The following is a 26,950-nucleotide window of genomic DNA, read 5'->3' as shown; positions in this document are numbered from 1 at the left end:
CAATGCAATTAGTAAGAACGCACTTTCGGCGGGAATGCTTCACGCAGCGTTGGCTGCATATTCACTTCACGACGAGTCATGCTCTCAGTTTGCGGTAAGTACAGGCTATGGCACAGCCAGTTAGCATCATCACGTTCTGGATAGTCAAAGCGGCTATGGGCACCACGACTTTCTGTACGGAAGTTCGCAGCAACCGCAGTTGAATAAGCTGTTTCCATCAGGTTATCCAATTCCAAACATTCAATGCGTTGGGTATTGAATTCTGATGAAGTATCATCCAGACGCGCATTTTTCAGACGTTCGCGGATCACTTTCAGCTCTTCCAGTCCTCTTGCCATCGCATCACCTTCACGGAATACCGAGAAATTATGCTGCATACAAGCTTGCAATGCTTTGCGGATTTCTACTGGATCTTCACCTGAGCGGGTATTATTCCAACGGTTCAGACGTTGAAGAGCTGCATCGACATCAGATTCGCTGGCATCACGGCTCGTACCCTGTTCCATCAGGCATTCTTTCAAATGCAAGCCTGCGGAACGACCAAATACCACCAGGTCAAGCAGTGAGTTACCCCCCAGACGGTTTGCGCCGTGAACAGATACGCAAGCAATTTCACCCACAGCAAACAGGCCAGGGATTACCACATTTTCGCCTTTTTCATTGACTGTCAGCGCCTGACCCGTAATCTTAGTTGGAATCCCCCCCATCATATAGTGACAGGTTGGGATAACAGGGATCGGCTCTTTTACTGGATCGACGTGGGCGAAAGTACGGGATAATTCAAGGATACCTGGCAGGCGGGATTCCAACACGTCTTTACCCAAATGATCCAGTTTCAGTTTGACATGCGGACCCCATGGGCCTTCACAGCCGCGGCCTTCACGGATTTCGATCATCATAGAACGAGCGACTACATCACGACCAGCAAGGTCTTTAGCATTTGGCGCATAACGCTCCATAAAGCGTTCACCATCTTTATTTAGCAGGTAACCACCTTCACCACGACAACCTTCTGTAACCAGAACCCCCGCGCCAGCAATACCCGTTGGGTGGAATTGCCACATTTCCATATCCTGAACAGGCACACCTGCACGCAACGCCATCCCCACCCCATCACCGGTGTTGATATGCGCATTAGTCGTGGATTGGAAAATACGACCGGCCCCCCCCGTTGCCAGAATAGTCGCCTTCGCTTTGAAATAGACCACTTCACCCGTTTCGATACAAATCGCGGTACAACCGACAACGGCACCATCCTGATTCTTAACCAAATCTAGCGAGTACCATTCAGAGAAAATAGTCGTGTGGTTTTTTAAATTCTGCTGATACAGAGTATGCAATAAGGCGTGACCGGTTCGGTCGGCAGCAGCGGCAGTACGAGCGGCCTGCTCGCCACCAAAATTTCTGGATTGCCCACCAAATGGGCGTTGGTAAATACGGCCATCATCCAGACGGGAAAATGGCAACCCCATGTGCTCCAGTTCCAAAATAGCTTCTGGGCCAGTCTTACACATATATTCAATGGCATCCTGGTCACCAATATAATCGGAGCCTTTCACCGTATCATACATGTGCCATTCCCAGTTATCGTCATGGGTATTGCCCAAAGCAACCGTGATCCCACCCTGTGCTGAAACTGTGTGGGAACGGGTTGGGAATACCTTGGAAATTAACGCACAAGATAAACCCATTTGTGAAATTTGCAGTGCCGCACGCATACCTGCGCCACCAGCACCAATCACGACAGCGTCAAACTCTCTTACCGGTAGTTTCATTTATGCACCCCACACCACAATTGTTCCGTAAATCAAATAAGTTAACAGCGCTACGATAATCACCAGTTGCAAAACCAGACGCAGTGCGAGCGGTTTGACATAATCTGTCAGTACCTGCCACATTCCAATCCACGCATGAACCAGAATGGAAAGCAGAGTCAACACGGTGAATACTTTAGTGAGGGATGAAGAAAAGAAACCTCGCCAGACTTCATAGGTAATATCCGGTGTTGTTGCGACAAAACCGACGAGATAGAGGACGTACAAAACAATAATAATTGCGGATGCGCGCAATAGCAGCCAATCCTGAATACCTGTACGACCCAAAGCGGATGCGTTGCTTACCATAATAATACCCCAGCCAGAATAGACAGAATAACCGCGATTGCTATTGCTACTTTGGCAGATGCACTACCGGTAGCGAGATTTTCTTCCAGGAAACCAAAATCCATCAACACATGGCGAATACCTCCACTGATGTGGTAAGCCAGCGCCGTCAATATCCCCCACAGGATAAATTTGGCGAAGAAGCCAGTCATGATTTCAGATGCTTGCAGGAAGCCTTCTTGCGACGACAGAGACATCCCCAATAACCACAGTAGAATGCCAACTGCGATAAAGGTAATGACGCCTGAGATACGGTGCAAGATCGACGCTATCGCGGAGACGGGTTGGTTAATCGTCCGCAGATCAAGGTTGACAGGTCTTTGTTTTTTCACAATTTTGCCCACAAAGCTTTTTTTTATTTTCCATCCTCCGGTCCTGGGCGGGAATCAGACAGCGCGAAGAGGATACAAAGACACAACATAATTAACTTAAACAATCCCTACTGTTCATCAAAAGTTGTGATTTGGCTACGCTGGGTGCTCCTGCATCAGGATAATCCGGAGACCTCACGGAAGTATAAGTACTTCACATTGTTATTACAATTGCCACACAATACGATTATTAACATTTAGCTTGAACAGTGAGAAAGATCACGCTTCAAACATTTTTCATAAAACCAACAATCTTGTTTGACAAAGATTAAACATTTATCTTACATATATGTCGTTATATATTATTTGCCATCATTTTAGATGCAAAAATTAATCTTAACGAAAAATAAAAGTTATGTAGAAGTATCATATAAGCACAAAATGATAACATTTTATGTCAATAATACTTTAAACATAACTTCCAAAAACTTTTTAACAACCTGAAAACCATTGTCGTCCGTAATGAGATTTCAGCGTTAAATGTGATACCAGCCTGATGTTAAATTCTCTCCGGTAGCACAATGCCTTCGGCACAGTATAAATTGCGCCTATCTGGTTGTTAGGGGTTATAAAAATAAGCGCTAAGGAGATATAAATGGCTGATAAAAAGGCTACGTTGAACATAAATGGTTCAGCTGCTATCGAACTAGACGTACTAACGCCGACCCTAGGTTCTGAAGTGATTGACGTTCGTACCCTCGGCTCAAAAGGCTTCTATACTTATGACCCAGGTTTTACTTCCACTGCCTCCTGTGAGTCGAAAATCACCTATATTGATGGCAATGAAGGCATTTTGCTACACCGTGGTTTTCCTATCGATCAGCTTGCAACGGAATCGACCTACCTGGAAGTCTGTTACATTCTGCTATATGGCGACCCCCCCACTCCCGAAGAATACGAAAAATTTAAAACTACGGTGACTCGCCATACTATGATCCACGAACAGATCACCCGTCTGTTCCATGGTTTCCGCCGTGATTCCCATCCAATGGCTGTACTTTGTGGTGTTACAGGCGCACTGGCGGCCTTCTATCATGATGCTCTGGATGTCCATAATCCTCGCCACCGTGAAATCACGGCTTACCGCCTGCTGTCCAAAATGCCAACTGTTGCGGCAATGTGTTACAAATATTCCCTTGGACAACCTTTCGTTTATCCACGCAACGATCTGTCTTATGCTGCTAACTTCCTGCACATGATGTTCTCAACACCGTGTGAGGAATATAAAGTTAATCCAGTATTAGAGCGCGCTATGGATCGTATTTTCATTCTGCATGCAGATCATGAACAAAATGCGTCAACGTCAACGGTACGTACTGCGGGTTCTTCTGGTGCCAACCCATTTGCTTGTATCGCTGCGGGTATTGCATCCCTGTGGGGACCAGCACATGGTGGAGCAAATGAAGCCTGCTTGCGGATGCTGGAAGAGATCCAAACAGTCGAACACATTCCTGAATTCATTGCTCGCGCCAAAGACAAAAATGACTCTTTCCGCCTGATGGGCTTTGGTCACCGTGTTTACAAAAACTACGATCCTCGCGCGACAGTGATGCGTGAAACCTGCCATGAAGTGCTGAATGAGCTTGGTCTGAATGACAGTCTGCTGGAAGTGGCAATGGAATTAGAACGCATTGCCTTGCATGACCCCTACTTCATTGAGAAAAAACTGTATCCAAACGTTGATTTCTATTCAGGCATTATCCTGAAAGCTATGGGTATTCCGTCGACCATGTTCACCGTGATTTTTGCTATTGCCCGTACGATTGGCTGGATTGCCCACTGGAATGAAATGCACGATGAAGGTTTGAGGATCGCCCGTCCACGCCAGCTTTATACTGGTCACACGCAACGCGATTTCAAGAGTCAGCTGAAAATTAATTGAATCAATAACACTATTCATATCCGGTCAGATTCCGGCATATTTTGAATAGCGTATTTCTGCACCTCTTATGTCAGTTTTTATTCTGATATCAGGGGTGTAGTTTTGTTTTATCTCTTTGAACCCGCCATATATTCCCGTGGCGGTCTCCCCATGATTTTGCGAAAAAATGTCACAAATGCACTATCATTAGCAAAACCGAGTTCCTGTGCAACATAGGATAATGTTTTATTCTGTGCCAATAACTCTATCGCCTTTACCAATCGCCATTGCTGCCGCCACTGTTGATAATTCATTCCTGTCTCACGCTGAAATATTCGGGTAATGGTTTTCTCACTGGCGCCAATATAAGTAGCCAGTATGTGTAATGGTGATGGCAATTGATCAAATGACAAATGGGCTAAACGCCGATCAAAAGGTAGCGGCAATAAGGTGGGTTCCCTACGTGCCTCACGGATCTCATCAAAAAATAGTGCTAACAAATTTGCTCCTTTTCCCTGATACCAATTAGAATCCAAAGAAGATGTCGCTATACGCTCCAAAAGGGCCTGTAATAGTGGCGTGGCTTCTAATACTTCACTTTGCGTCGAAACAGAAAATGCCAAGTAACTAGAATTTAAATAAATAGAACGATAACCTACCGAGCCATGCATTTCTGCCCGATGCCGTATCCTGGGGGGTATCCATGCCACTCTGGTTGGAGGCAGAACAGAAATTTGGTTTGCCAGTGTGATCTTGATACAGCCCCGCTGGGTAAACAGCAATTGCCCCATATCATGTTGATGAAAACCAGAATCGTGTTGCCCCATCTCTGCTGCGATCCCGATCACAGGCATATCCAAGCTATCAGGATCAAAATAATCACTTTGTTGCAACCACGCCATGTTGATTCCTTCTGATTTAATGTCCGATTAAATAAACAAATAGTCTTTATTATCATAAAAAGACAGTAACCATACTGCTAACCTTTCACGCCATGACTTATCAGCAAAAGAAAAAAATCATGCAAACTAAACCATCACTTTGGCTCGCTATTGCCTTGATGATGTTCCCACAGATCGTAGAAACCATCTATAGTCCCGCATTAACCAATATTGCTGCTGGATTTTCCGTCAACTCAGAGCAAGCTGGCCAGACATTATCACTCTACTTTTTTGCTTTTGCCCTTGGTGTTGTCGTATGGGGACGTATGTGTGATGTCATTGGCAGACGCCCAACCATGATTGCTGGTCTATCACTCTATGGTCTCGCTTCCCTGCTGGCATTATTGACACAACAATTTTGGTTATTACTCGTTGCCCGAATGCTGTCCGCTTTCGGAGCCGCCGTTGGCTCTGTCGGCACACAGACCATTATGCGTGATACTTATCGTGGGGAAGAGTTAGCGCGGGTTCTTTCCATCATGGGAATTGCCTTAGCAATCAGTCCTGCTATTGGTATGCTCAGTGGTTCAACATTGAACTATTTTGCTGGCTATAAGGCCGTCTTTGCTGGGTTAATTATTCTGGCGGTTATCCTGATCTATTGGTCTATTACCCGGTTACCAGAAACCCGGCCAACTGACGTAACAAAAGTGGCTTTATTCAGCACAGTCATTATGATGCTTAAAGATATTTCAATTTGGCGAAATGCGTTTTTGATCGCACTTTTTAATCTTTGTTTATTCAGCTATTACCAATTAGCGCCATTTCGTTTCCAACACTTTGGATTATCACCGAAAATATTTGGTTATACTGGCTTGTTATTAACTTTCGGCGTTGCATTAGGCGCACTATTAAACAAATATCTATTAAAGCAACAATGGATATCAACCCAATTAGTTACCCTTGCCTCATTAATCAGTTTATTCAGTGGGATCGGTGTATACCTGCTCGAAAATAGCTGGCTCTTTATTTTTCCAATATTGGGAATAGTTATCGCTTATGGACTGGCGATCCCGAATATTTTAGCTACTGCATTAACTGACTATTCAGACAGGTTAGGTACAGCGGGTGCTTTACTTGGGCTGTTTTACTATTTGCTGCTGGGACTTGGTTTGGCATTGGCAGGCTGGGGGCAGACATTAGGCCGCGTATTAATATGTTGTGGGATCGCAATGATGATTTTATCTCTCTTGCAAGATAAAAAGCCCCAACTGCCAAAATGGCAATAAAATCCAGGGGCTATACCAATCCAACTTCTGGATGCGTGTTATATTTCCCCGCGCAGCGGGGAAATATAAGGCCTCGCGTCGTCTTGCGGATTGCAACTTGAGGTTTATCGAGTACATATAAGTTACTAAAAAATCAAGCCGGATTAGGAATATCGATAAAAGTCACATCCAACCCATAATTATTCGCCAACCATTCACCGAGCGCTTTGATACCATAACGCTCTGTCGCATGGTGCCCTGCCGCAAAAAAATGCAGCCCCATTTCACGGGCAACATGGATAGTTTTTTCCGATACCTCTCCTGTCACAAAAGCATCAACGCCAAACTCAGCCGCCTGTTCAATAAAACCCTGGCCGCCGCCTGTGCACCATGCCAGTGTGCGGATCTCTTCCGGTGCATTATCCCCACAATGCAGGACCTTTCTCTCCAGGCTTTTTTCGAGACGTTCAGTCAATTCTGCCGGCGTAACAGGCTGCTCAAAAACACCATGAGGAAGAAGGGAATCAATCTCGCCGATAACCTTTACACCCATCTGACGTGCCAATCGGATATTGTTACCCAAAGCAGGATGGGCATCTAACGGAAGATGATAGCCATACAGGTTGATATCATTGCAAAGCAGTGTTTGCAAACGGCGACGCTTCATGCCACGGATAACCGGAGATTCATTCTTCCAAAAGTATCCATGATGAACGATGACAGCATCTGCCTCAAGACGAACAGCTTCATCCAATAGTGCCTGACAAGCTGTCACGCCTGTAATGACCCGTTGAACATGGGGGCGGCCTTCCACCTGTAATCCATTGGGAGCGTAATCTTGAAATTCACGGATCTTCAATTCCGTATTGAGCGCATGCTCCAATTCAACATTGTTCATCACATTCCCCCTATCACTTAGCATTTTCTTCATCATAAAAGACATACCTGCCATGGATTAAGTCAAAATAGATTGGTTATAAATCCAATATAAAACAAAACACCTTGCCAGCATAAACCGACAAGGTGCCAAGATACTATAGTTCAAATGTTATATTCAAAATGCCCGGTTAGGCTACATCGTCATGCAATTTTAGTGATTTCGATATCTGACGCCGTTTCCGAACTTTCCAGCCATACTGGCTTATCACTGGTTTTTAACCATACTTTATGCAGATAGCTATAAAAGCGGGCACGATCATGACGAAACAGCATAACAGGAAGCGCAATGACACCCAGTGATATAGCGCCAATACGTCGTAAGAGAATCTGATGCCAAGAGTATGCACGATAAATAGACATTGATACCCCTCATGGGCTTAACCTTGTAATATGCCTAAAATTTTATCCGATAAAATGAAAACTGACTACTCATCCGACCACTTTTTAGTGATATAAATTACCTTTTTTCTCTGATTGCGTAATTTAATTACAAAATTATACTTAAACAGAAACAAAACAAACAAATTGAAAACAAAAAATTAACCCAACATAGTTTGCTACACTTGCCTTATCGTTGAATTCCAAAGATCATTTATACTTTTTTACGCTTTCAGAGACCCTTTTAATAACTTATTTGTATGGTATTTCTATGCTGTAACTGACTATTTCTTGGAGAAATAAGCAAGGAGATACACCACCATGAATATCTATCTGATCCTTGGCATTTTTCTGGTGACGCTATTACTGGGCTACCTAATTTATGCGTTATTGAATGCGGAGGATTTCTAAATGGCAGTATCCGCTTTTTTACTGATTGCCAGTTTCCTGCTCATACTATTTCTATTGGCCAAACCGCTTGGTATCCTGATTGCCAGACTCGTCGAAGGAGAGCTGCCTCCCTGGCTAACCAAAACAGAAACCTTCTTATGGCGTTGTTGTGGCCTGCAAAAACCGGGCAGCAATGTTAAAGAAATGAACTGGTGGCAATATGCTCTCGCTATCCTCATATTCAATATAGCCGGGCTATTACTCCTGTTTATGCTGCTGATAAACCAAGGTCACCTGCCACTGAATCCACAACATTTTGTTGGCATGAGATGGGATCTGGCACTGAATACCGCGCTCAGTTTTATCACTAATACCAATTGGCAAGCTTATAGCGGAGAAAATACCCTCAGTTACCTGAGCCAAATGGCCGGATTAACTGTTCAGAATTTTCTGTCTGCGGCAACGGGCATTGCCGTGGCTTTTGCCTTAATGCGGGCGTTTTCCCGTCAAGGCACTAAAACAGTGGGAAATGCGTGGATAGACATTACACGCATCACGGTATATCTCTTACTTCCGCTTGCGATCATTGTATCTTTATTCTTTGTCAGTCAAGGCGTTATTCAAAACTTTTCTCCCTATGTCCTCATCCATTCCCTTGAAGGACAACAACAATGGCTCCCTATGGGACCCGTTGCTTCCCAAGAATCCATAAAACTTTTGGGAACCAATGGCGGCGGATTTTTTGGTGCCAACTCAGCTCATCCATTTGAAAACCCAACTGCACTCAGTAACTTTGTTCAGGTTCTGGCTATTTTTTTGATCCCCAGCGCCTTATGTTTCGCATTCGGTCTGGTTGTTGGCGACAACCGTCAGGGATATGCCCTGCTGTGGGCAATGAGTATTATTTTCATTATTGCCACCGGCGTGGTGATGTCTGCCGAAATCGCAGGCAATGCCCATCTCATCCATCCCAATATCGGTAACCACTTTAATATGGAAGGCAAAGAAGCCCGCTTTGGTATCCTTGCCTCTTCTCTCTATAGTGTTGTGACGACAGCCGCTTCCTGTGGGGCCGTAAATGCAATGCATGACTCCTTTACCGCGCTGGGTGGCATGATACCGCTCTGGTTAATGCAGATGGGTGAAATTATATTCGGGGGCGCAGGTTCCGGGCTTTATGGCATATTGCTGTTCGTTCTGCTTGCCGTATTTATCGCAGGCTTAATGATTGGCCGGGCACCAGAATACTTAGGCAAAAAAATCGATGTCTATGACATGAAAATGGTCGCACTCTCGATTTTAATCACACCTTCGCTGGTTTTATTAGGGACTGCTTTAGCAATTTCAATCGATGCAGGTCGCAGCGCTATCGCCAATCCCGGCGCTCATGGTTTCACCGAAGTACTTTATGCTTTCTCATCCGCAGCCAACAACAACGGAAGTGCTTTTGCCGGACTCAACGCCAACAATGTTTTTTACAACCTGTTGTTGGGAATAGTCATGTTTCTTGGACGCTTTGGCATCATTCTGCCTGTTCTGGCAATCGCGGGTTCCATGGTTAACAAAAAACGCCAGCCGATTAGCAGTGGCACCTTACCGACCCACGGCTCGCTCTTCATCGGATTATTGATTCTGGTCATTTTACTGATTGGTGCTCTGACGTTTATTCCTGCTCTGGCTCTTGGTCCTATTGCAGAACACCTACAACTTTGGCCGTGAGGTTGAGAGAGTGAGGTAACGCATGAAAAACAAACAACAAGTACTATTTGAACCCACTTTAATTCGCCATGCCCTAATCGATTCGTTAAAAAAATGCCATCCGGCTCAACAATGGCGCAATCCGGTCATGTTCGTTGTCTATGTGGGAAGCTGTCTGACCACCGCCTTATGGATAGGCCTATTAGTGGGACAATTGACAGGCAGCGCACTCTTTACCGGCACCATTGCACTCTGGTTATGGTTTACTGTCCTGTTTGCCAACTTTGCGGAGGCACTGGCCGAAGGGCGTAGCAAAGCTCAAGCCGCCAGTCTGAAAGGCGTAAAAAGAACCAGTTTGGCAACCAAACTGGCCTCCCCCAACCGTGAGGCAACAAAAGAAAAAGTCACTTCTGACACTTTACGCAGAGGCGATATTGTGCTGGTGGAAGCCGGAGAAATTGTTCCTTGTGATGGAGAAGTTCTTGAAGGAGGAGCTTCCGTTGATGAAAGTGCTATTACAGGAGAATCGGCCCCCGTTATCCGCGAATCCGGCGGCGATTTTTCCTCTGTCACCGGAGGGACGCGGGTTTTATCAGATTGGTTAATCGTCGAATGCACAGTCAACCCGGGAGAAACCTTTTTAGACAGGATGATCTCAATGGTTGAAGGTGCCAGACGACGTAAAACACCTAATGAAATCGCTCTCACCATTCTGCTCACTGCACTAACCATTATTTTTCTGCTGGTTTGTGTAAGTTTGCTGCCTTTTTCCTTGTTCAGTGTTCAGGCTAACCAATCTGGTGCACCGATTACACTTACTGTTTTGATTGCCTTACTGGTTTGCCTGATCCCCACCACCATTGGCGGGTTACTGTCAGCTATTGGCGTTGCGGGTATGAGCCGGATGTTGGGAGCCAACGTTATTGCTACCAGCGGACGAGCCATTGAAGCCGCTGGGGATGTCGATGTTTTGCTACTCGATAAAACGGGCACTATCACGCTAGGAAATCGTCAAGCATTCCAATTTTTACCCGCATCGGGCGTAACGGAACGGCAATTGTCTGATGCGGCTCAACTCTCTTCTCTCGCAGATGAAACACCGGAAGGGCGCAGTATCGTGATTTTAGCAAAACAACGTTTCAATATGCGTGAACGTGATCTGCGAGAATTAAACGCGACATTTGTCCCCTTTTCCGCCATGACGCGCATGAGTGGTGTCAATATGGGTAATCGTATGATCCGCAAAGGCGCTGTCGATGCGATTCGTCGCCATATTGAAGCTAATCATAGCCATTTCCCGGATGTGATTGACCAATTGGTACAACACGTTGCGCATAAGGGGGAAACCCCCTTGGTTGTTGCTGAGAACCAGCAGGTTTTGGGCGTTGTTGCCTTAAAAGATATTGTGAAAGGCGGGATTAAAGAGCGCTTTAGTGAAATGCGCAAAATGGGGATCAAGACGGTCATGATCACGGGTGACAATCATCTCACTGCCGCTGCAATTGCTGCCGAAGCAGGCGTTGATGACTTTCTGGCAGAAGCCACTCCCGAAGCGAAACTCGCCCTTATCCGCCAATATCAATCCGAAGGGCGTCTGGTTGCCATGACGGGTGATGGTACAAACGATGCGCCAGCGCTGGCACAAGCAGATGTTGCCGTTGCCATGAATTCAGGCACACAGGCGGCGAAAGAGGCAGGCAATATGGTCGACCTGGATTCCAATCCCACCAAGTTGATCGAAGTTGTCCATATTGGCAAGCAGATGCTAATGACCCGTGGTGCTTTAACCACATTCAGTATTGCCAATGATATTGCTAAATATTTTGCCATCATTCCCGCTGCCTTTTCAGTGACGTACCCACAACTTAATGTGTTAAACATCATGCACCTGCATTCTCCAGAATCTGCGGTACTGTCTGCGGTTATCTTCAATGCGATAATTATCATCTTTTTACTGCCATTGGCCCTAAAAGGCGTCAGTTACCGCCCAATGAATGCATTGTCACTCCTGCGCCGGAATCTATGGGTATATGGGCTTGGTGGCCTGCTTGTGCCTTTTGTAGGTATCAAGCTTATTGACATATTGCTCACTGCCTTAATGTTTAACTAACGATCTTTTAACGACAGCGTATTTAAAAACCGGTGCATCAAATAAGGTGATGAAAAATGATCTGGTTACGTTCTTCCATTGTTCTGCTGGTATTTCTTAGCTTAATCACGGGAATTGCCTATCCATTACTGGTGACGGGAATAGCAGAATTTTTATTCCCCTATCAAGCTAAAGGATCGCTAATAGCGCAGAATGGCAAACGGGTTGGCTCCGAATTAATTGGTCAAAATTTTACCCAATCCATCTATTTTCATGGGCGACCTTCCATGACAGCCGAAAAACCGTACAACACCCTGTCATCCGGAGGCAGTAATCTCGCAATAACCAACCCTGTATTGAGCAGCAAAATACATCAAAACATTATCCGGGTGCGCTTATTTAACCATCCCGGAAACTATCCAATCCCTGTTGATTTAATCATGGCATCGGGTAGCGGACTCGATCCCCATATATCCCCAGAGGCGGCTGAATTCCAGGCTCAACGTGTGGCGATAGCCCGTCATATGCCACTTGCCGTTATCCATAAACTGATTGAGCAACACATTCAATATCCCCTGCCGGAATATATGGGGCAACCCATCGTCAATGTACTGGCACTGAATCTGGCGTTAGATAACCTGAACCAAAAAGGCAGATCAGAATATGGAACACAATGAACCGCCGCGTCCTGATCCTGATGAATTGCTGACACTGGCAAACGAAAAACCCCGCGGCAAACTAAAAATATTTTTCGGTGCTTGTGCGGGTGTCGGCAAAACATATGCCATGCTGCAAGAAGCTCAACGCCTGCTGGCGCAGGGTTTAGATATCATTGTCGGTGTTGTTGAAACTCATGATCGACAAGAAACCGCTGCCTTACTGAAAGGGTTGCCCCGATTACCTCCCAAATATTTCCACCATAATGCTCGCCGGATAGCCGCATTTGATATTGATGCCGCCCTTGCCCGCCATCCGGCCATTATTTTGATGGACGAACTGGCATTCAGTAACCCGAAAGGTTGTCGCCACCCGAAGCGCTGGCAAGATGTCGAAGAATTATTGGAAGCTGGCATTGATGTACTGACGACCGTCAATGTGCAACATTTGGAAAGTTTAAATGATGTTGTCGGCGGCATTACCGGTATTCGCGTTCGGGAAACCGTTCCTGATCATATCTTTGATCAGGCCGATGATGTTGTTCTGGTCGATCTGCCGCCAGATGATCTGCGCCAACGGCTCAATGATGGCAAGGTTTATATTTCAGGTCAGGCTGAGCGTGCCATTGAACATTTTTTTCGCAAAGGGAACCTGATTGCCCTGCGTGAATTGGCGTTGCGTCGCACGGCAGATCGCGTAGATGACCAAATGCGCGCTTTTCGTGATACCCGAGGAAAAGAACCCGTATGGCATACGCAAGAGAATTTACTGCTGTGTATTGGCTACAACGCCGGCAATGAAAAACTGGTTCGAAAAGCAGCCCGCCTGGCAGCAAAACTCAACTGTAGCTGGCATGCCGTTTACGTTGAAACCCCCAGGTTACATCGATTGCCCGAAAGCAAACGACGTACCATTTTGCAAGCCTTAAAACTGGCTCAAGATCTGGGCGCTGAAACCGCAACACTCTCTGATTCCGATGAAGAAAAAGCCATCCTGCGCTACGCCAGAGAGCATAATCTGGGTAAAATCCTGATTGGTCGCTATTACAATTCACAGGTAAATTTCTTTGGCTTTAAATGGCATCGTGACTTTTCAGAGCGTCTGGGAAAACTCGGTCCTGATTTGGATTTGATTATTGTTGCGTTGGAAAATAAAAAAAACAGAGACAAAGGGCCAAAAGATAACCGAACATTTAATAATAAATGGCGAGTCCCGATTCAAGGTTTTTTGATGGCTACCGTACTCTGTGCCCTCATTACCCTCTTTTCCCGAACTTTCTTGCTGACCCTCGATAAAGCCAACCTGGTCGCACTCTATCTGCTCGGCGTTGTCATTATTGCGCTGTTTTATGGCCGCTGGCCATCTGTCTTTGCGGCTTTTGTCAATGTCATCAGTTTTGATCTTTTCTTTGTCCAGCCACATTGGTCATTGGAAGTCAAAAACATACAATATCTGCTCACATTAGCTGTAATGCTGATTGTCGGAGCCGTTGTTGGCAACCTCACTTCAGGTATACGCTATCAAGCCAGAGTAGCCCGTTATCGCGAACAACGCACACGACACCTGTATGAAATAACGCGTACACTGAGCAAAGCGCTGAACGAAGAAGACGTAGCCCGTATCAGCTATCACTTTCTATCCAACAGCTTTCAGGCAAAAACAGGTCTGCTGCTGCCAGATAGCAACCAGCATTTATATCAAGTGAAATCCACTAATGGTGGTCAGATGCAGGTCGATGAAGCAATCGCCAAATGGTGTTTTGAGAAAAAACAGCCTGCCGGCGCAGGGACGGATACATTACCGGGAGTCCCTTATCAATTACTGCCTATCGCTACGCCCTCGCAGGTTTTTGCCGTTCTGGCTATTGAATCGCCTAACCAGCGCCAGTTACTGGTGCCGGAACAACAACGGCTATTACAAATCTTCACGGGACTCATTGCCAATGCGCTGGAACGCTTGTACCTTACCCGCAGTGCAGAATCCGCCAGGTTAGAAACTGAGCGGGAACAACTGCGTAATTCATTACTGGCAGCACTATCTCACGACTTACTTACGCCATTAACCGTACTATTCGGGCAGGCTGAAATACTGATGTTGGATTTATCGACAGAAAGTTCGCCCCATACCCAACAAGTTAACCAAATTCGCCAGCAAATTCTCAGCCTTTCACGACTGGTCAATAACCTGCTTGATATGGCACGACTGCAATCAGGTGGCATTCAGCTTAATCTTGAATGGTATCCATTGGAAAAAATTGTCGGCAGTGCCTTGCGTGCTCTGGAACATACCCTCAATCGCTATACTGTAGCACTTTCTTTACCTGACGCTTTATTGCTGCATTGTGATGCCGTCTTACTGGAACGTGTTTTTATCAATTTGCTGGAAAATGCCATTAAATACACTAACGGACAAACCCTCTTAGGCATAAAAGCCACAATCGAGGAAAAACCTGATCAAAAACAGGTGCATATTGAAATCTGGAATGCAGGCTCAGGCATTCCATCAGGGCAAGAAAAACTGATTTTTAATAAATTCTCACGCGCCAGCAAAGACACAGCCATATCCGGTGTCGGGTTAGGTTTGGCAATCTGCCGATCCATTATTGAAATCCACGGCGGAAAAATATGGGTGGCTAACAATAAAAAAGGGGGGGACAGTTTTCATTTTCTTCTACCGTTAGAAGACTCGGCAAAAATTGAAAATGCCCCCAGAGAAATATGAGTATGGTTAACGTGAATACAGCCAATGTCTGTACGGTTAAAACCATGTATTGCTCACATCAAAAATAACCCCATTTTTTGCCGGATTTTACTCCTTCCTGCGCACAGGCAAACCTGTTCCACGCATTCCTGCTTGCGGCAGAACCAACACGGCTGCCGACCATGCAGGCATGGTTACCTCACCATTTTCTGTTATTTGTATTCCCGCCGCTAAAGATGTTTCACCTAATTCACGTTGAATAGCGTTTAATTTCAATCCGTTGATATTAAGATCTTGGACAGTCACAGGCCAAGGTGCAGCGTTAATAACGATGACCACACCATCAAATCTTCGGTCATAATCACGTGCGGTCGTGTTACCATCATCAATCGTCATCACCAATAACCCCATTTTCTGATGAGGGCCAACATTGGCAAAATCGACCCGTTGCCTGACAGCCTCACCATCACCAAGTGTCATCAATGGTGAAAATTGACGTAACCGCAATAGCTCCTGATAAAAGGCCATCATTTGTAATAATTCAATTTGACCCGGTTTTTCTGCCTGATTTTTTACCCGATTAATCAGTGGATAATTTTGGCCGTCGTTACCACGTTCAGGTAGCCCCACATCATAGTTATTGTCTTTATAATCATAACTAACTCGATTAAACCAATCGCCGGCGTCATAAGAATCACGGGTAAATGATTTTGAACGCAATAACTCTGAACCCTGTTGATCGAAAGCCAGGCCTTGCCCAAGAAATACCGTTGCAAGAGAGAGCGCCTGCATCCGAACCCTTGTCATCAAATCGGCTTCTTGGGCGGCTTTATAGCTAATAATATCCCACAATGTTTGATTGTCGTGCTTAGATACATAATTTAGTACTTCAGTAGGATCTGACGCATAACCCGCAGCAGTACCCTTATAATCAATTTCTCTGCCGGTTTTCACATTTCCATCTTTATCGATTATGACGAAATCAGCCAAATTGCCAGCCATGCCAAGACGTACCAGATCCCATAAATGACGAGCCTTATCCGCATCTAAGCCAGAAATTTCGTTCGGCAATATTCCGCCACCATTTCCTACGCCCTGATGACGGCGAATACTGTCAGCAACATCAAAAGGCCCACCTCCACGTACCGCATCTCGCAATCGGTCAGAGAAGGTTCCAATGCCACTCCCCTTAAGATTAACTTGTGATGCGATTTCAAATCGATCATCCTGCCCAGAATGCCAGCCCTCGCCGAAAAAGTAGATCGATGGATTAATCGCCCGTACTTTTTCCAGTGCCGATATAATTTGCGCTTTAGGGTGATAACCCATTAAATCGAATCGAAATGCATCTACCTTATAATCTTTAACCCAGGTCACCAGCGAGTCTTCAATCAGTTTGGCAAACATACGACGTTCAGGCGCAGTGTCAGCACAACAGGTATTATTTTCTACATTGCCGGTTATTTCATCTAAACGGTGGTAATACCCAGGCACGATCTTATCCAACACCGATGTCCGGGACGCAGGGCCTGCCGCATCGGTATGGTTGTAGACAACATCCATGATCACATTCATCCCTAATTGCTGTTTGATAGCCTGTATCATGGAGCGAAACTCTTTTATACGACCGGAACCTTCTGGATCAGTAGCATAAGAGCCTTCCGGTACTGAATAGTGAAACGGATCGTAGCCCCAATTATAGGAATCCGTCCTGGCCACCATCGTATTTAATTCTTGTACCTGCGGATTATTGATATTGTCATCACGCCGCAACTGCTGCAAAACTTCCCGTACGGTCAATGAGCTGTGGCAATAACCCGCAAAACGGCTATTTTTCACCATGGGATTGACCCGACATAGACGTTTAAAAGAGTGATCAAGATCAGCCACCTGATGACTAAATTCGTTAATGGAAGCGTTATCGAACACAGGCAATAACTCCATATGAGTCATTCCCGCCCGGCTCAACGCTTTAAGGTGTTTGAACATATCGCTGTTCTTGTCGGTCAGTGCCAGGTATTTACCGCGCCAATCTGCGGGTATCGTACTATCTGTAACGGAAAGATCACGGATATGCGCTTCATAGATGGTCATGCGGGCAATATCCGTTGGTGTATTTTGCGGGTGTGGTGTCAACAGGCTATCCCAATTTTGTGGTTTCAGTGACGCATCATCCAAATTGACGATCTGGCTATATTCTGAATTGGTAGACAGGCTATAAGAATAGGGATCGGTCACTTCATAACGTTCCACATGACGGGAAGAGGGATGGTAGACCTTTAAGGCATAACGATAGTAAGCGCCAATCAATTCCTTGTTACCCTGCCATGACCAGGAGCCGCTCGCAACATCACGCGCCATGGAATGATTGGCGACAATTTGTTTATCTTGATTATAAATAATCAGGCCAACCGCCTGGGCAGTCGGTGCCCACAAACGGAAAATCACGCCTTTTTTGTTTATCTGCGCCCCATATTCCAGTTTATCCGCCGCATCGGCGAAACGCTCATCCAATACACCCGCCGTTTGTACCTGAGTTGCCGATATTAGCAAACCTTGCTCATCGGCGGCCAAAGCGACCAAATCTCCGGTCAAAGGGAGATCAATATCTGTTCCCTCTGGCAGACGGAATGCTGCCCATTTTGCCAGATGAGGAAACTTCCTTGCCATCTCTTGACTTAAGTTCGTCGGTGTTAACGTCAGATATTTATCGGTAAAATAACCTTGCTCATTGGACTCTACTTTATTGTTGTGACTGTAATATAAGCGAACAATAGGTTGGCCAGCCCCACCTGGCCATAATAATGTTTGTCGATCAATCCAATGTGCAGAGGCCTGAGAAATTTCTGGTTCAGAATGACAACGATAGATTTGTTCACTGCCAGATATGTTCTTCAAACTATGTGCCATCATTTCCTCCTGGGTTTTGAACGAATGATTTTTATTTTGTATACAGCTATCCTGTACGCAACTTGTCAGTGATAAAATAAATAGGTTGCTAAATACAATAAGATAAACCTTTCTCCAAAAGACAGATTTCATAGCCAAACCTTTTTAATAGAAAGATTACATTAACCATTTTATTTTTTAATAAGATGAAAATAATGATTAGACATTGTATTAGATAAACTCACCTCATCCTTTATTAATAAATATCAGGAGTAGATTAAAGGATGAGCTATCTTCTGTGATATTAATTAATTGTGCTTTCATATAATTAAAAGTCACGGTAATTTGAAAAATAAAGCGCATAAATATTTTTAGCATTTGAATGGAATTATGCATATTCAGATCAACAAATTTAGCCTATGATGCATTCCTCTGATACCACACGTTAATATCAAACACAGGGTTAATTGAATATGAGTACATGGCTGATTTATGCCTTACTCTCCGCGCTAACGGCAGCGCTGGTCGCTATCTTTGGCAAAATTGGGTTGCAAAATTTGGATGCCAATACGGCAACCGCCATTCGTGCCGTCATTATGGCACTGTTTTTGGTAGGCGTTGTCGTTGTACAGGGAAAATTGAATCTTATCAGCGAAATTGTCGCCAATCGCAAGGCATTTATGTTTATTCTGTTAAGTGGTATTGCTGGCGCCCTCTCCTGGTTATTCTATTTTCTGGCGATCAAACATGGCAATGTTTCCCAGGTTGCTCCTATCGATAAATTGAGCGTGGTATTTGCCGTCATTCTGGCAGTCATTCTATTTGGTGAGAACGTTTCGCTGGTGGCATCTGCGGGTATCGTGCTGATTACCCTCGGTGCTTTGATGGTCGCTTTGGGATAAAAACAAAGAAGCCGCAGCAACTGCTACGGCTTGTATTTTTACCAGCCAGAACCCGCCAGAAATAGAAACCCGTTAACCCGCAGTAAATACCTGATTGACGATTTCCTGGGCCTCATGTTCAATTTTTTCACGATGCTCCGCACCAAGGAAGCTTTCGCAATAGATTTTATAGGCCTCTTCCGTACCAGAAGGACGGGCGGCAAACCAACCATTATCACTCATTACTTTCAAGCCACCAATGGAAGCGCCATTCCCCGATGCAGTGGTCAAACGAGCGGTAATCGGATCACCTGCCAATCTATCGGCCTTAACCATTTCCGGTGATAACTTGGACAATAATGCTTTTTGCTGATGAGTCGCCGGAGCCTGAATACGGCTATAGCTCGGAGTGCCAAATTTGGCCGCCAGTTTGTTGTAACGTTGCTGTGGGTTCTCACCGGTCATTGCCGTCATTTCAGCCGCCAACAAACAAAGAATGATGCCATCTTTATCGGTTGACCACGGAGTGCCATCAAAGCGCAGGAAAGATGCCCCGGCACTTTCTTCTCCACCAAAGCCTAACTCGCCTTTATATAACCCATCCACAAACCATTTAAAACCGACGGGAACTTCTACTAATTCACGCCCCAGATCAGCAACAACACGATCAATCATAGCGCTGGAAACCAGTGTCTTGCCCACGGCAATATTTTTCGGCCATTGTGGGCGGTGGCGGAATAGGTAATCAACAGCCGTTGCTAAATAATGGTTAGGGTTCATCAAACCCGCTGGCGTAATAATCCCATGGCGGTCATAGTCAGGATCATTGGCAAAGGCTAAATCAAATTTACCACGCAGCTCCAGTAACCCCGCCATTGCCCAACGGGATGAGCAATCCATACGGATCACGCCGTCATGATCCAGTGTCATAAAGCGAAATGTCTGATCGACCTTATCATTAACCAGAGTCAGATCGAGATTGTAATATTCTCCAATCCGCTGCCAATAGGCAATCCCAGAACCGCCCAGTGGATCAATACCAATCTTTAAGCCTGCTTGCTGGATAGCCGCCATATCCACAACGTCACCGAGTGCAGTGACATAAGGTTCAATCAAATCACGGGGATGCAGATAGCCACTTTTTAAAGCCTGTTCATAAGAGATACGCTTGATGCCACGAAGAGCCGTTTCCAGTAATTCATTCGCACGCTGTTCAATGATGGCCGTCAGATCGGTATCGGCTGGCCCGCCGTTAGGGGGATTATATTTAATACCCCCGTCTTCTGGCGGGTTATGGGATGGCGTGATCACGATACCATCAGCCAAATTTTTTCCCTGGCGGTTATGGCATAAGACGGCATGGGAAATGGCAGGCGTCGGTGTAAATCCATTATTTTCCTGCACAATGACATCCACGCCATTCGCCGTTAACACCTCCAATACGGAGATAAATGCGGCTTCTGAAAGCGCGTGGGTATCTTTACCCACATAACATGGCCCTGTAATTCCATGTTGCGAACGCATTTCCACAATGGCCTGCGAAATAGCCAGAATATGCGCTTCGTTAAAACTATTGCGGCCAGCACTACCACGATGGCCGGAAGTACCAAACTTGACCTTATGGGCCGGATTTTCAGAATGGGGTTGTAAGGTGTAATACTGTGAAGTGAGTTGAGCGATATTGATTAAATCATGCTGCCGGGCGAGCTGCCCTGCTCTTGGATGAATGGCCACTTTATTATTTCTCCTGGGAGACCGCACTGACTTACCGCCAGCGCAGTACTAATAAACTAAGCGATTGTATTAGTAGTAGAGCAACTAACTGAATTAAATAGTGCCACACACTTTCTCAATCAAATTTGCCGGAAACTTCATATCCTGCATAATATGTTCGATCATGCTGCGTTTACGGTCAGTATTGGTATTGGTGATCACCCAAAAAGGCGTACCGGGAATATGGCGTGGCTTCGTTTGCTTACCGCTAGCCAACAAAGTGTGTTCATCACCGGCGAAATAGGTACGGGTACGGCCATGCATCGCTTCTGTCGCTTTGGAAAAGCTTTCACTGTTCAAACTATATACTGTAGACAAGATCAGCATAAAGCGTTCAACCGATTTTTTCTTTTCAGCGTACTCATCCGAAAGTAATAATTCACGAATAACGCGAACAGCATCACGGGAACGGGCAACTGGGGTTTTAACAACAGGTGCAGGAACGTTGGCAGGCTCTGTCTTTTGTACTGGCTGCCCGGCGTCTAACTTCAGTATGCGCCGTAAAATATCAGATGCACTTTCACCGATATGCAGAGTTTGGCTTGCAATAAAGCGGTAAAGTTCTTCATCAACTTCTATCGTTTTCATTTCTATCCAGTACTGTTCTTAATGAAAAAATTATCTTGAGATTATAAGATATAATGCCACAAAACAAAACAATTAAACTTTCAATAACTTAAAGTGATTCTTTTTAAAATTGACAATCTTTAGGCAAGCGACTTTCCTTTAAAATAAATCAATTAGTTACAACTCGTTCATCCTATTGAGTTTGTCACAGCTCACGTATCATGATATTAAGCATCTCAATATTAAACATTGGATAAATGGTATTAAATTCAGGCAAATCATGAAGTCAAATTGTCAATTAAATTATCATCTTCACACTGTAGAAAATCTGCAATCTTCAACCCCCGTGGTCTTGATTCATGGGCTTTTTGGAGATTTAAACAATTTGGGCGTATTGGGGCGTGATCTACAGCAACATTATCCGGTGATCCAAATTGATGTACGTAACCACGGTATTTCACCCCGTATGGAAAATATGGATTATCGTGATATGGCGCGGGACGTCCTGGCACTGCTTGATGAACTAACCGTGTCCAAAGCCATTATTATCGGGCATTCCATGGGGGGCAAAATCGCCATGACCATGACGGCCATTGCGCCGGAACGGATTGAAAAGATCGTCGTGATTGATATGGCTCCCGTCGCTTACCCGGTTCGCCGCCATGACCGCATTTTTGCAGCATTGAACAAAGTCACGGCTGCCGGTGTACAAACCCGACAGGCCGCGGCAGATATTATGCGTCAGGATATTCGGGAAGAGGGCGTTATTCCGTTTTTATTGAAATCATTCCGTCAAGGGGAATGGCAATTCAACCTGCCTGTTTTGCAAAAAGAATATGAAAAGATTATCGGTTGGGAGACTATTCCGGCATGGCACGAACCCGCCCTGTTTATCCGTGGTGGAAATTCAGATTACATTACAGAAGAATATCGGGAAGATATTATCAGCCAATTTCCACAAGCAACAGCATGGGTTGTCGCAGGTTGCGGGCATTGGGTGCATGCAGAAAAACCAGAAGCTGTACTCCGGGCTATTCATCGTTTTTTAGGCACAAAATAATGAAGAATATCAACCCATTGGAATGTGGGTTGATAAAAAAGAGTCAATATAAAAATAATTATATCTAATTTATTACTGGCACTTTAATATACAACAAAGAAAAACAGTCAGCCATTATTACACCAATATTAAATAATATATACCAATCCAACTTCAATATGCATGTTATATTTCCCCGCACAGCGGGGAAATATAAGACCTCGCGTTGCTTTGCGGATTGCAACTTGCAGTTTATCGAGTATATCCTACAGATAAATAAAACATCTTAATTTTAATTAAGGACAAAATTATGAAAGATAACATCTTATATAATCCTATTGCTCATCTCTACGAAGTTTTTTCAGACTCCAGTGCTCAAATAAAAATAGTCACTCGTACCCTCCTCAATCTGGCAGGAGATGTAAAAGGAAAATCGGTGTTAGATTTAGGATGTGGATATGGCTTATTTAGTCGGGAATTCAGAAATCGTGGCGCTGCAAAAGTGATTGGTGTTGATATATCAGATAAGATGATAGAAATTGCTAAACACAAATCGCAACAATATAACGATGGTATAGAATATCATATCAGGGATGTCAGCAAAATGGAGTCATTCGGCAAATTTGACCTGATAGTTGCCGCCTGGTTATTTTGTCATGCGGAATCACTTGAACAACTTGAAAATATGTTTCGTGTAATTGCAGATCATCTTAAACCTTCCGGTAAACTCATCGCTTATACATTTGAACCTGATTATCGTTTAGAAAAAGGAAACTATGAAAATTATTGCATAAAGGTTCTAAGTGAAGAGCCTGTGAAAGATACAACTCTTGTGAGGGCTGAATTTCTGACTACCCCACCCAGCCCTTTTACTATGCATCGTTGGAGCCGTGAACAATATAAAAATGCCATCACTAAGGCGGGATTAAAATTCGAGTGGCATAAACCCATGCTATTGGAAAGTGATATTGAGCGTTATCCACCCGGTTTTTGGGATGATTTCCAAAGAAATTGCATTGATGCAGCCTTTGTTTGCCAATTATAATAAAATAATCCCCCATGACTATTTTAGGGGGATTACTTTATGAAATAGTTTTTTTAGCTACCAAACTCACAAAAACTTCCATAACGCAAATGATATAACTTACTGATATTATTTATGATGACATTTTTATTATGCCCTGCTTTATTTTTATATTCCGTTATTTAATAGTTATATATCCGATAAACTTCAAGTTTCAACCCACAAGATGACGCGAGGCCTTATATTTCCCCGCTGCGTGGGGAAATATAATACGCATCCTGAAGTTGGATTGGTATATCCCCTGAAAACCCTCACGATAAAATCACTTAATTTTACAGCGTAACCTTCGCGTAAAAAACAACCCTATTTATTATCCTTATTAATAAAAATCATTATAATAATATACTTTCGTATAAGATTTTTTGTGATTGAAAAACGAATAATTTTCTGATTAATAATATTATTGAAATAATAAGGTAACTTATATTTCTTTTATTTTTATTCTAATTTAAATAATTATATAATAAATGAGATCTCTATGAACATTTTAAATAATAACACAGCAATTTCTAACGACACATCAGCAGCGTTACACTTACTTAATCAAACAATGGGGTATTCTTATCAAGCCGCACTTCGTGCTGCCGCAGTTCTTGGGGTAGCCGATCATTTGAACAACGGGCCAAAAACAGTGCATGAACTCGCCAAAACTGTCGGGGCCCAAGAGCAACAACTACACCGAGTTCTGCGGTTGCTTGCCACACGGAATATCTTTCATGAAACTGAAGAAAATCAGTTTTCACTCACACCAGCCGCAGCGTTCCTGCGCAAAGACACACACCACTCCCTCCGAGCCGCAGTATTGATGCTGACTGACAGGACATTTTGGCAACCTCTTGGTGAGATTGTAGAAAGTGTCCGCGGCAATCCCGCCTTTAAACACCTCTACGGACTGCCTTTCTTTGATTATTGGGCGCAGACGGACACACCGGCTGATGATTTTCACGCCGGTATGTCCTCAATGTCTAAAGTGGAAAATTTGTTCCTGGTGAACAGTTATGACTTCCCGAAAAATGCGACAGTTGTCGATATCGCTGGCGGATTTGGTGGCCTGTTATTAAGCGTATTACAGGCCAATACAACTCTGCGAGGGATCCTTTTCGACCAATCACACGTACTGACCAGACATCAACTTGACGCACTAGGTGACGATACGCGTTGGGCGATTGCTTCTGGCGACTTTTTCGAGTCATGTCCTCAGGGCGATATCTATCTGCTCAAGTACATTATGCACGACTGGCCTGATGAACAATGTATACGCATCCTACGCAACTGCCGACAAGCGATGTCCCCTGACGGCCGGGTACTGATAATGGACCCCGTAATCCCTAATGGCAATGTTTCGCACGCAGGTAAGGAAATGGATCTCCTCTGCATGGGGATCTACGAAGGGGGGCGCGAGCGTACAGAGGATGAGCTACGACAATTGCTGGCTAACGCAGATTTGAAACTCAATCGCGTCATTGATACCGGCTGTTATATTTCGATTGTCGAAGCCATTGCAAAATGAATGCCTTCACTTAAGTCAGCCGGATAAAACGTCCTTAATTTCAATATAGTTAAAATATAGGAAATAATGATGTCTTTTCAAAAAAGAAGTCTTGCGATTGTCGGAGGCGGGGCCGCGGGCGTGGCAACATTCATCGCAGCAGTGCAACATCGTGTGGCACAAGCCATTTATATTATTGAACCCGGGCCTGTTGGTCCCGGTATGGCCTTTTTCAATTTGGATGACGATATACTCTGCAACACCTCGGTTGATACCATGTCCGTCGTGGCCGGTAACCCTCTGGACTTTCTGGATTATCTGCATAAACGTGGACATATCGTTACACCAGAATCTTTTGTACCACGGCAATGGGTCGGAAACTATCTGAATGAAAGGTTCCTGGAATTTAACTCTGTCGCTCACAAGGCCGGTATTGGTGTTTTCCATATTCCTCATTTATTCAGGCAATTGAAGATAAATTCACACCGCTGTTATACGCTTTGGCACGGTGACGTTCTGACGCCTCAATCGCTGGAAGTGACCGATGTCATTTTCTGTACAGGCTTCGGCTCTTCTCGTATCCCTGAGGTATTGAAACCCCACCTGACTCATCCAACTTTTATTCACTGCCCCTACCCAGAGCAGGATATGTTAGCCAGAATTCCCTCGCAATCGCAGGTATTGGTTATCGGCAGTAAACTTTCAGCCATCGATGCTGCTATTCTTCTCTGCCGTGAAGGCCATCGCGTCACCATGACGTCGCCATCAGGAGATATACCCGCTGTGCGTTCGCGGTTTATGCGAAGCTCAGGAACCTTCTTTGAGCATGAAAACATAATGTCAATAATGACCCGTAAGGGGAATCTATCGAACCATTTTTTTCCTGACTCATTGAAACATGCCTACCTGAAATATTTCTACCGCGCACTCGACAAATACACAAAAATACCCTGGCGAGAACAGTTTTCTAATGCCAATAGTTATCGGGAACGTCTGCGTGAAGAAATCGCTATTGCCGAGCAAGGAAAGAGTCAATGGCAAGATATGATAGTCAATTTCATGGATGTCATTAATGAAGTACATTTAAATGATAAAACCTATTTCGACGGTTCATTTCATCCCAACGTCGAAAAAATGCTTCATCGATATATCACCGCCATTGCTTTACCCAATGCACGAAAACTTCTGCACTATATGGACAGAGGTTCTCTGATCATTCAGCAGGGAGAAATTCTAAATGTTGTTATAGAGGAAGGAGAAGTCAATTCCTGGTTAGTCAACTTAGAGCAGGATTATCAAACGTTTGATGCTATTGTCGCGGCTGTTGGTTATCACCAACCTGACTTTGTCATTGACGAGGATGGGAAACTTGAGATTGACACTCACGGCCAGCGTTCAGAACGCGCCATATCGATCTCATCAGAAATGATTGCCATCCACCCTGACCTTAAGGAAAAGGAAAGTATTTGGTTTGTCGGAACGCCTGCGCATAAGCGGTTATGGGTGCCCAATGCCCTCGTCGTGGTAGCGAATATTGCAACCAGGGTGATTAAGAATATGTTACAAACAGATGTTCAAGCCCCATCTGCTGTTGGTAACCACGAAAAAGAGCTAGAAATCAGCACATAATTTTAATCCGTTCGTCTAACATGGATTTTCCTTAAGGTTTTAACACCGAAAAGGAAGATCCATGTTAAGCAGGGTTCATACAATCAGCGGCATCGTTTATACGCGATAAACTTCAAGTTGCAATCCGCAAGACGACGCAAGGCCTTATATTTCCCCGTTGCGCGGGGAAATATAACACGCATCTTGAAGTTGGATTGATATAATC

General features: G+C 44.6%; 21 protein-coding genes. 12 read left to right on the top strand and 9 right to left on the bottom strand.

The annotated features are described in order from the left end of the window. Positions 1-8 precede the first annotated feature (8 nt). The 3 genes from sdhA to sdhC are packed head-to-tail and all read right to left on the bottom strand — an operon-like array spanning position 9 to position 2,506. A complete protein-coding gene (gene sdhA, locus ABLA76_RS11865) occupies positions 9-1,775 on the bottom strand; it encodes a succinate dehydrogenase flavoprotein subunit (RefSeq protein ID WP_348988068.1) in 1,767 nt (588 codons plus the stop codon). Further along, positions 1,776-2,123, bottom strand: a complete 348-nt coding sequence (sdhD, locus tag ABLA76_RS11860) for a succinate dehydrogenase membrane anchor subunit (RefSeq protein ID WP_348988067.1) — start codon at positions 2,121-2,123, stop codon at positions 1,776-1,778. Next, a complete protein-coding gene (gene sdhC / locus ABLA76_RS11855; RefSeq protein ID WP_047770311.1) occupies positions 2,117-2,506 on the bottom strand; it encodes a succinate dehydrogenase cytochrome b556 subunit in 390 nt (129 codons plus the stop codon). The genes sdhD and sdhC overlap by 7 nt, the downstream gene beginning before the upstream one ends. A gap of 622 nt (positions 2,507-3,128) precedes the next feature. Between sdhC and ABLA76_RS11850 the strand changes: the two genes are divergently transcribed. After that, positions 3,129-4,415 (top strand): citrate synthase, encoded by a 1,287-nt coding sequence (locus tag ABLA76_RS11850; RefSeq protein WP_348988066.1) that lies wholly within the window; start codon positions 3,129-3,131, stop codon positions 4,413-4,415. A 107-nt stretch (positions 4,416-4,522) separates the two neighbouring features. On the opposite strand, the gene ABLA76_RS11845 is transcribed toward ABLA76_RS11850, so the two are convergent. Next, positions 4,523-5,296: a helix-turn-helix transcriptional regulator gene (locus ABLA76_RS11845; protein ID WP_348988065.1), complete on the bottom strand. Its 774-nt coding sequence runs from the start codon at positions 5,294-5,296 to the stop codon at positions 4,523-4,525. A gap of 119 nt (positions 5,297-5,415) precedes the next feature. Here ABLA76_RS11845 and ABLA76_RS11840 point away from each other — a divergent pair, with 119 nt between their 5' ends. Next, positions 5,416-6,564, top strand: coding sequence for a multidrug effflux MFS transporter (locus ABLA76_RS11840; protein ID WP_348988064.1), 1,149 nt, complete (start codon positions 5,416-5,418; stop codon positions 6,562-6,564). Between the two features lie 133 nt (positions 6,565-6,697). Here ABLA76_RS11840 and ABLA76_RS11835 read toward each other — a convergent pair whose 3' ends face one another. Further along, entirely contained in the window at positions 6,698-7,441 is a 744-nt protein-coding gene (locus ABLA76_RS11835) for a type 2 GTP cyclohydrolase I (protein ID WP_348988109.1), read from the bottom strand. Between the two features lie 182 nt (positions 7,442-7,623). Next, positions 7,624-7,842, bottom strand: a complete 219-nt coding sequence (locus ABLA76_RS11830) for a YbfA family protein (RefSeq protein ID WP_348988063.1) — start codon at positions 7,840-7,842, stop codon at positions 7,624-7,626. 339 nt (positions 7,843-8,181) lie between these two features. On the opposite strand from ABLA76_RS11830, the gene kdpF reads away from it, so the two are divergent. From kdpF to kdpD, 5 genes are read left to right on the top strand one after another with little or no spacing between them, the layout of a single operon-like run. Then, complete coding sequence (kdpF, locus tag ABLA76_RS11825; protein WP_072059786.1) at positions 8,182-8,271, top strand: K(+)-transporting ATPase subunit F; 90 nt, start codon at positions 8,182-8,184, stop codon at positions 8,269-8,271. After that, complete coding sequence (kdpA, locus tag ABLA76_RS11820; RefSeq protein ID WP_348988062.1) at positions 8,272-9,969, top strand: potassium-transporting ATPase subunit KdpA; 1,698 nt, start codon at positions 8,272-8,274, stop codon at positions 9,967-9,969. A gap of 22 nt (positions 9,970-9,991) precedes the next feature. Beyond that, the gene (kdpB, locus tag ABLA76_RS11815; RefSeq protein WP_348988061.1) at positions 9,992-12,058 is read left to right on the top strand and encodes a potassium-transporting ATPase subunit KdpB; all 2,067 of its coding nucleotides are present in this window, start codon (positions 9,992-9,994) and stop codon (positions 12,056-12,058) included. 56 nt (positions 12,059-12,114) lie between these two features. Further along, the gene (gene kdpC, locus ABLA76_RS11810; RefSeq protein ID WP_348988060.1) at positions 12,115-12,714 is read left to right on the top strand and encodes a potassium-transporting ATPase subunit KdpC; all 600 of its coding nucleotides are present in this window, start codon (positions 12,115-12,117) and stop codon (positions 12,712-12,714) included. Beyond that, positions 12,701-15,415 carry a two-component system sensor histidine kinase KdpD gene (gene kdpD / locus ABLA76_RS11805; protein WP_348988059.1) on the top strand — a complete coding sequence of 905 codons (2,715 nt, stop codon included), beginning with the start codon at positions 12,701-12,703 and terminating at the stop codon, positions 15,413-15,415. The genes kdpC and kdpD overlap by 14 nt, the downstream gene beginning before the upstream one ends. A gap of 87 nt (positions 15,416-15,502) precedes the next feature. Here the strand turns inward: kdpD and pulA are convergent, their stop codons facing one another. Next, positions 15,503-18,307 carry a pullulanase-type alpha-1,6-glucosidase gene (gene pulA, locus ABLA76_RS11800; RefSeq protein ID WP_348988058.1) on the bottom strand — a complete coding sequence of 935 codons (2,805 nt, stop codon included), beginning with the start codon at positions 18,305-18,307 and terminating at the stop codon, positions 15,503-15,505. 449 nt (positions 18,308-18,756) lie between these two features. Between pulA and ABLA76_RS11795 the strand changes: the two genes are divergently transcribed. Next, a complete protein-coding gene (locus ABLA76_RS11795; RefSeq protein WP_047770332.1) occupies positions 18,757-19,185 on the top strand; it encodes an EamA family transporter in 429 nt (142 codons plus the stop codon). Between the two features lie 72 nt (positions 19,186-19,257). On the opposite strand, the gene pgm is transcribed toward ABLA76_RS11795, so the two are convergent. Both pgm and seqA read right to left on the bottom strand, forming a co-directional pair. Further along, positions 19,258-20,898 carry a phosphoglucomutase (alpha-D-glucose-1,6-bisphosphate-dependent) gene (pgm, locus tag ABLA76_RS11790; protein WP_348988057.1) on the bottom strand — a complete coding sequence of 547 codons (1,641 nt, stop codon included), beginning with the start codon at positions 20,896-20,898 and terminating at the stop codon, positions 19,258-19,260. A 93-nt stretch (positions 20,899-20,991) separates the two neighbouring features. After that, the gene (gene seqA, locus ABLA76_RS11785) at positions 20,992-21,525 is read right to left on the bottom strand and encodes a replication initiation negative regulator SeqA (RefSeq protein WP_348988056.1); all 534 of its coding nucleotides are present in this window, start codon (positions 21,523-21,525) and stop codon (positions 20,992-20,994) included. Between the two features lie 259 nt (positions 21,526-21,784). On the opposite strand from seqA, the gene ybfF reads away from it, so the two are divergent. The 4 genes from ybfF (at position 21,785) to ABLA76_RS11765 (ending at position 26,745) form a co-directional block, all read left to right on the top strand. Then, entirely contained in the window at positions 21,785-22,564 is a 780-nt protein-coding gene (ybfF, locus tag ABLA76_RS11780; protein ID WP_348988055.1) for an esterase, read from the top strand. A 289-nt stretch (positions 22,565-22,853) separates the two neighbouring features. Further along, on the top strand, positions 22,854-23,588 hold the full coding sequence (locus ABLA76_RS11775; RefSeq protein ID WP_348988054.1) for a class I SAM-dependent methyltransferase: 735 nt from the start codon (positions 22,854-22,856) through the stop codon (positions 23,586-23,588). 589 nt (positions 23,589-24,177) lie between these two features. Next, entirely contained in the window at positions 24,178-25,137 is a 960-nt protein-coding gene (locus tag ABLA76_RS11770) for a methyltransferase (protein WP_083446767.1), read from the top strand. A gap of 66 nt (positions 25,138-25,203) precedes the next feature. Next, the gene (locus ABLA76_RS11765) at positions 25,204-26,745 is read left to right on the top strand and encodes an FAD/NAD(P)-binding protein (RefSeq protein ID WP_348988053.1); all 1,542 of its coding nucleotides are present in this window, start codon (positions 25,204-25,206) and stop codon (positions 26,743-26,745) included. Positions 26,746-26,950: the final 205 nt, after the last annotated feature.

Source organism: Xenorhabdus sp. SGI240, from assembly GCF_040081915.1.
GTDB classification, from domain to species: domain Bacteria; phylum Pseudomonadota; class Gammaproteobacteria; order Enterobacterales; family Enterobacteriaceae; genus Xenorhabdus; species Xenorhabdus bakwenae.
This window is presented reverse-complemented; position numbering and strand designations above follow the sequence as displayed.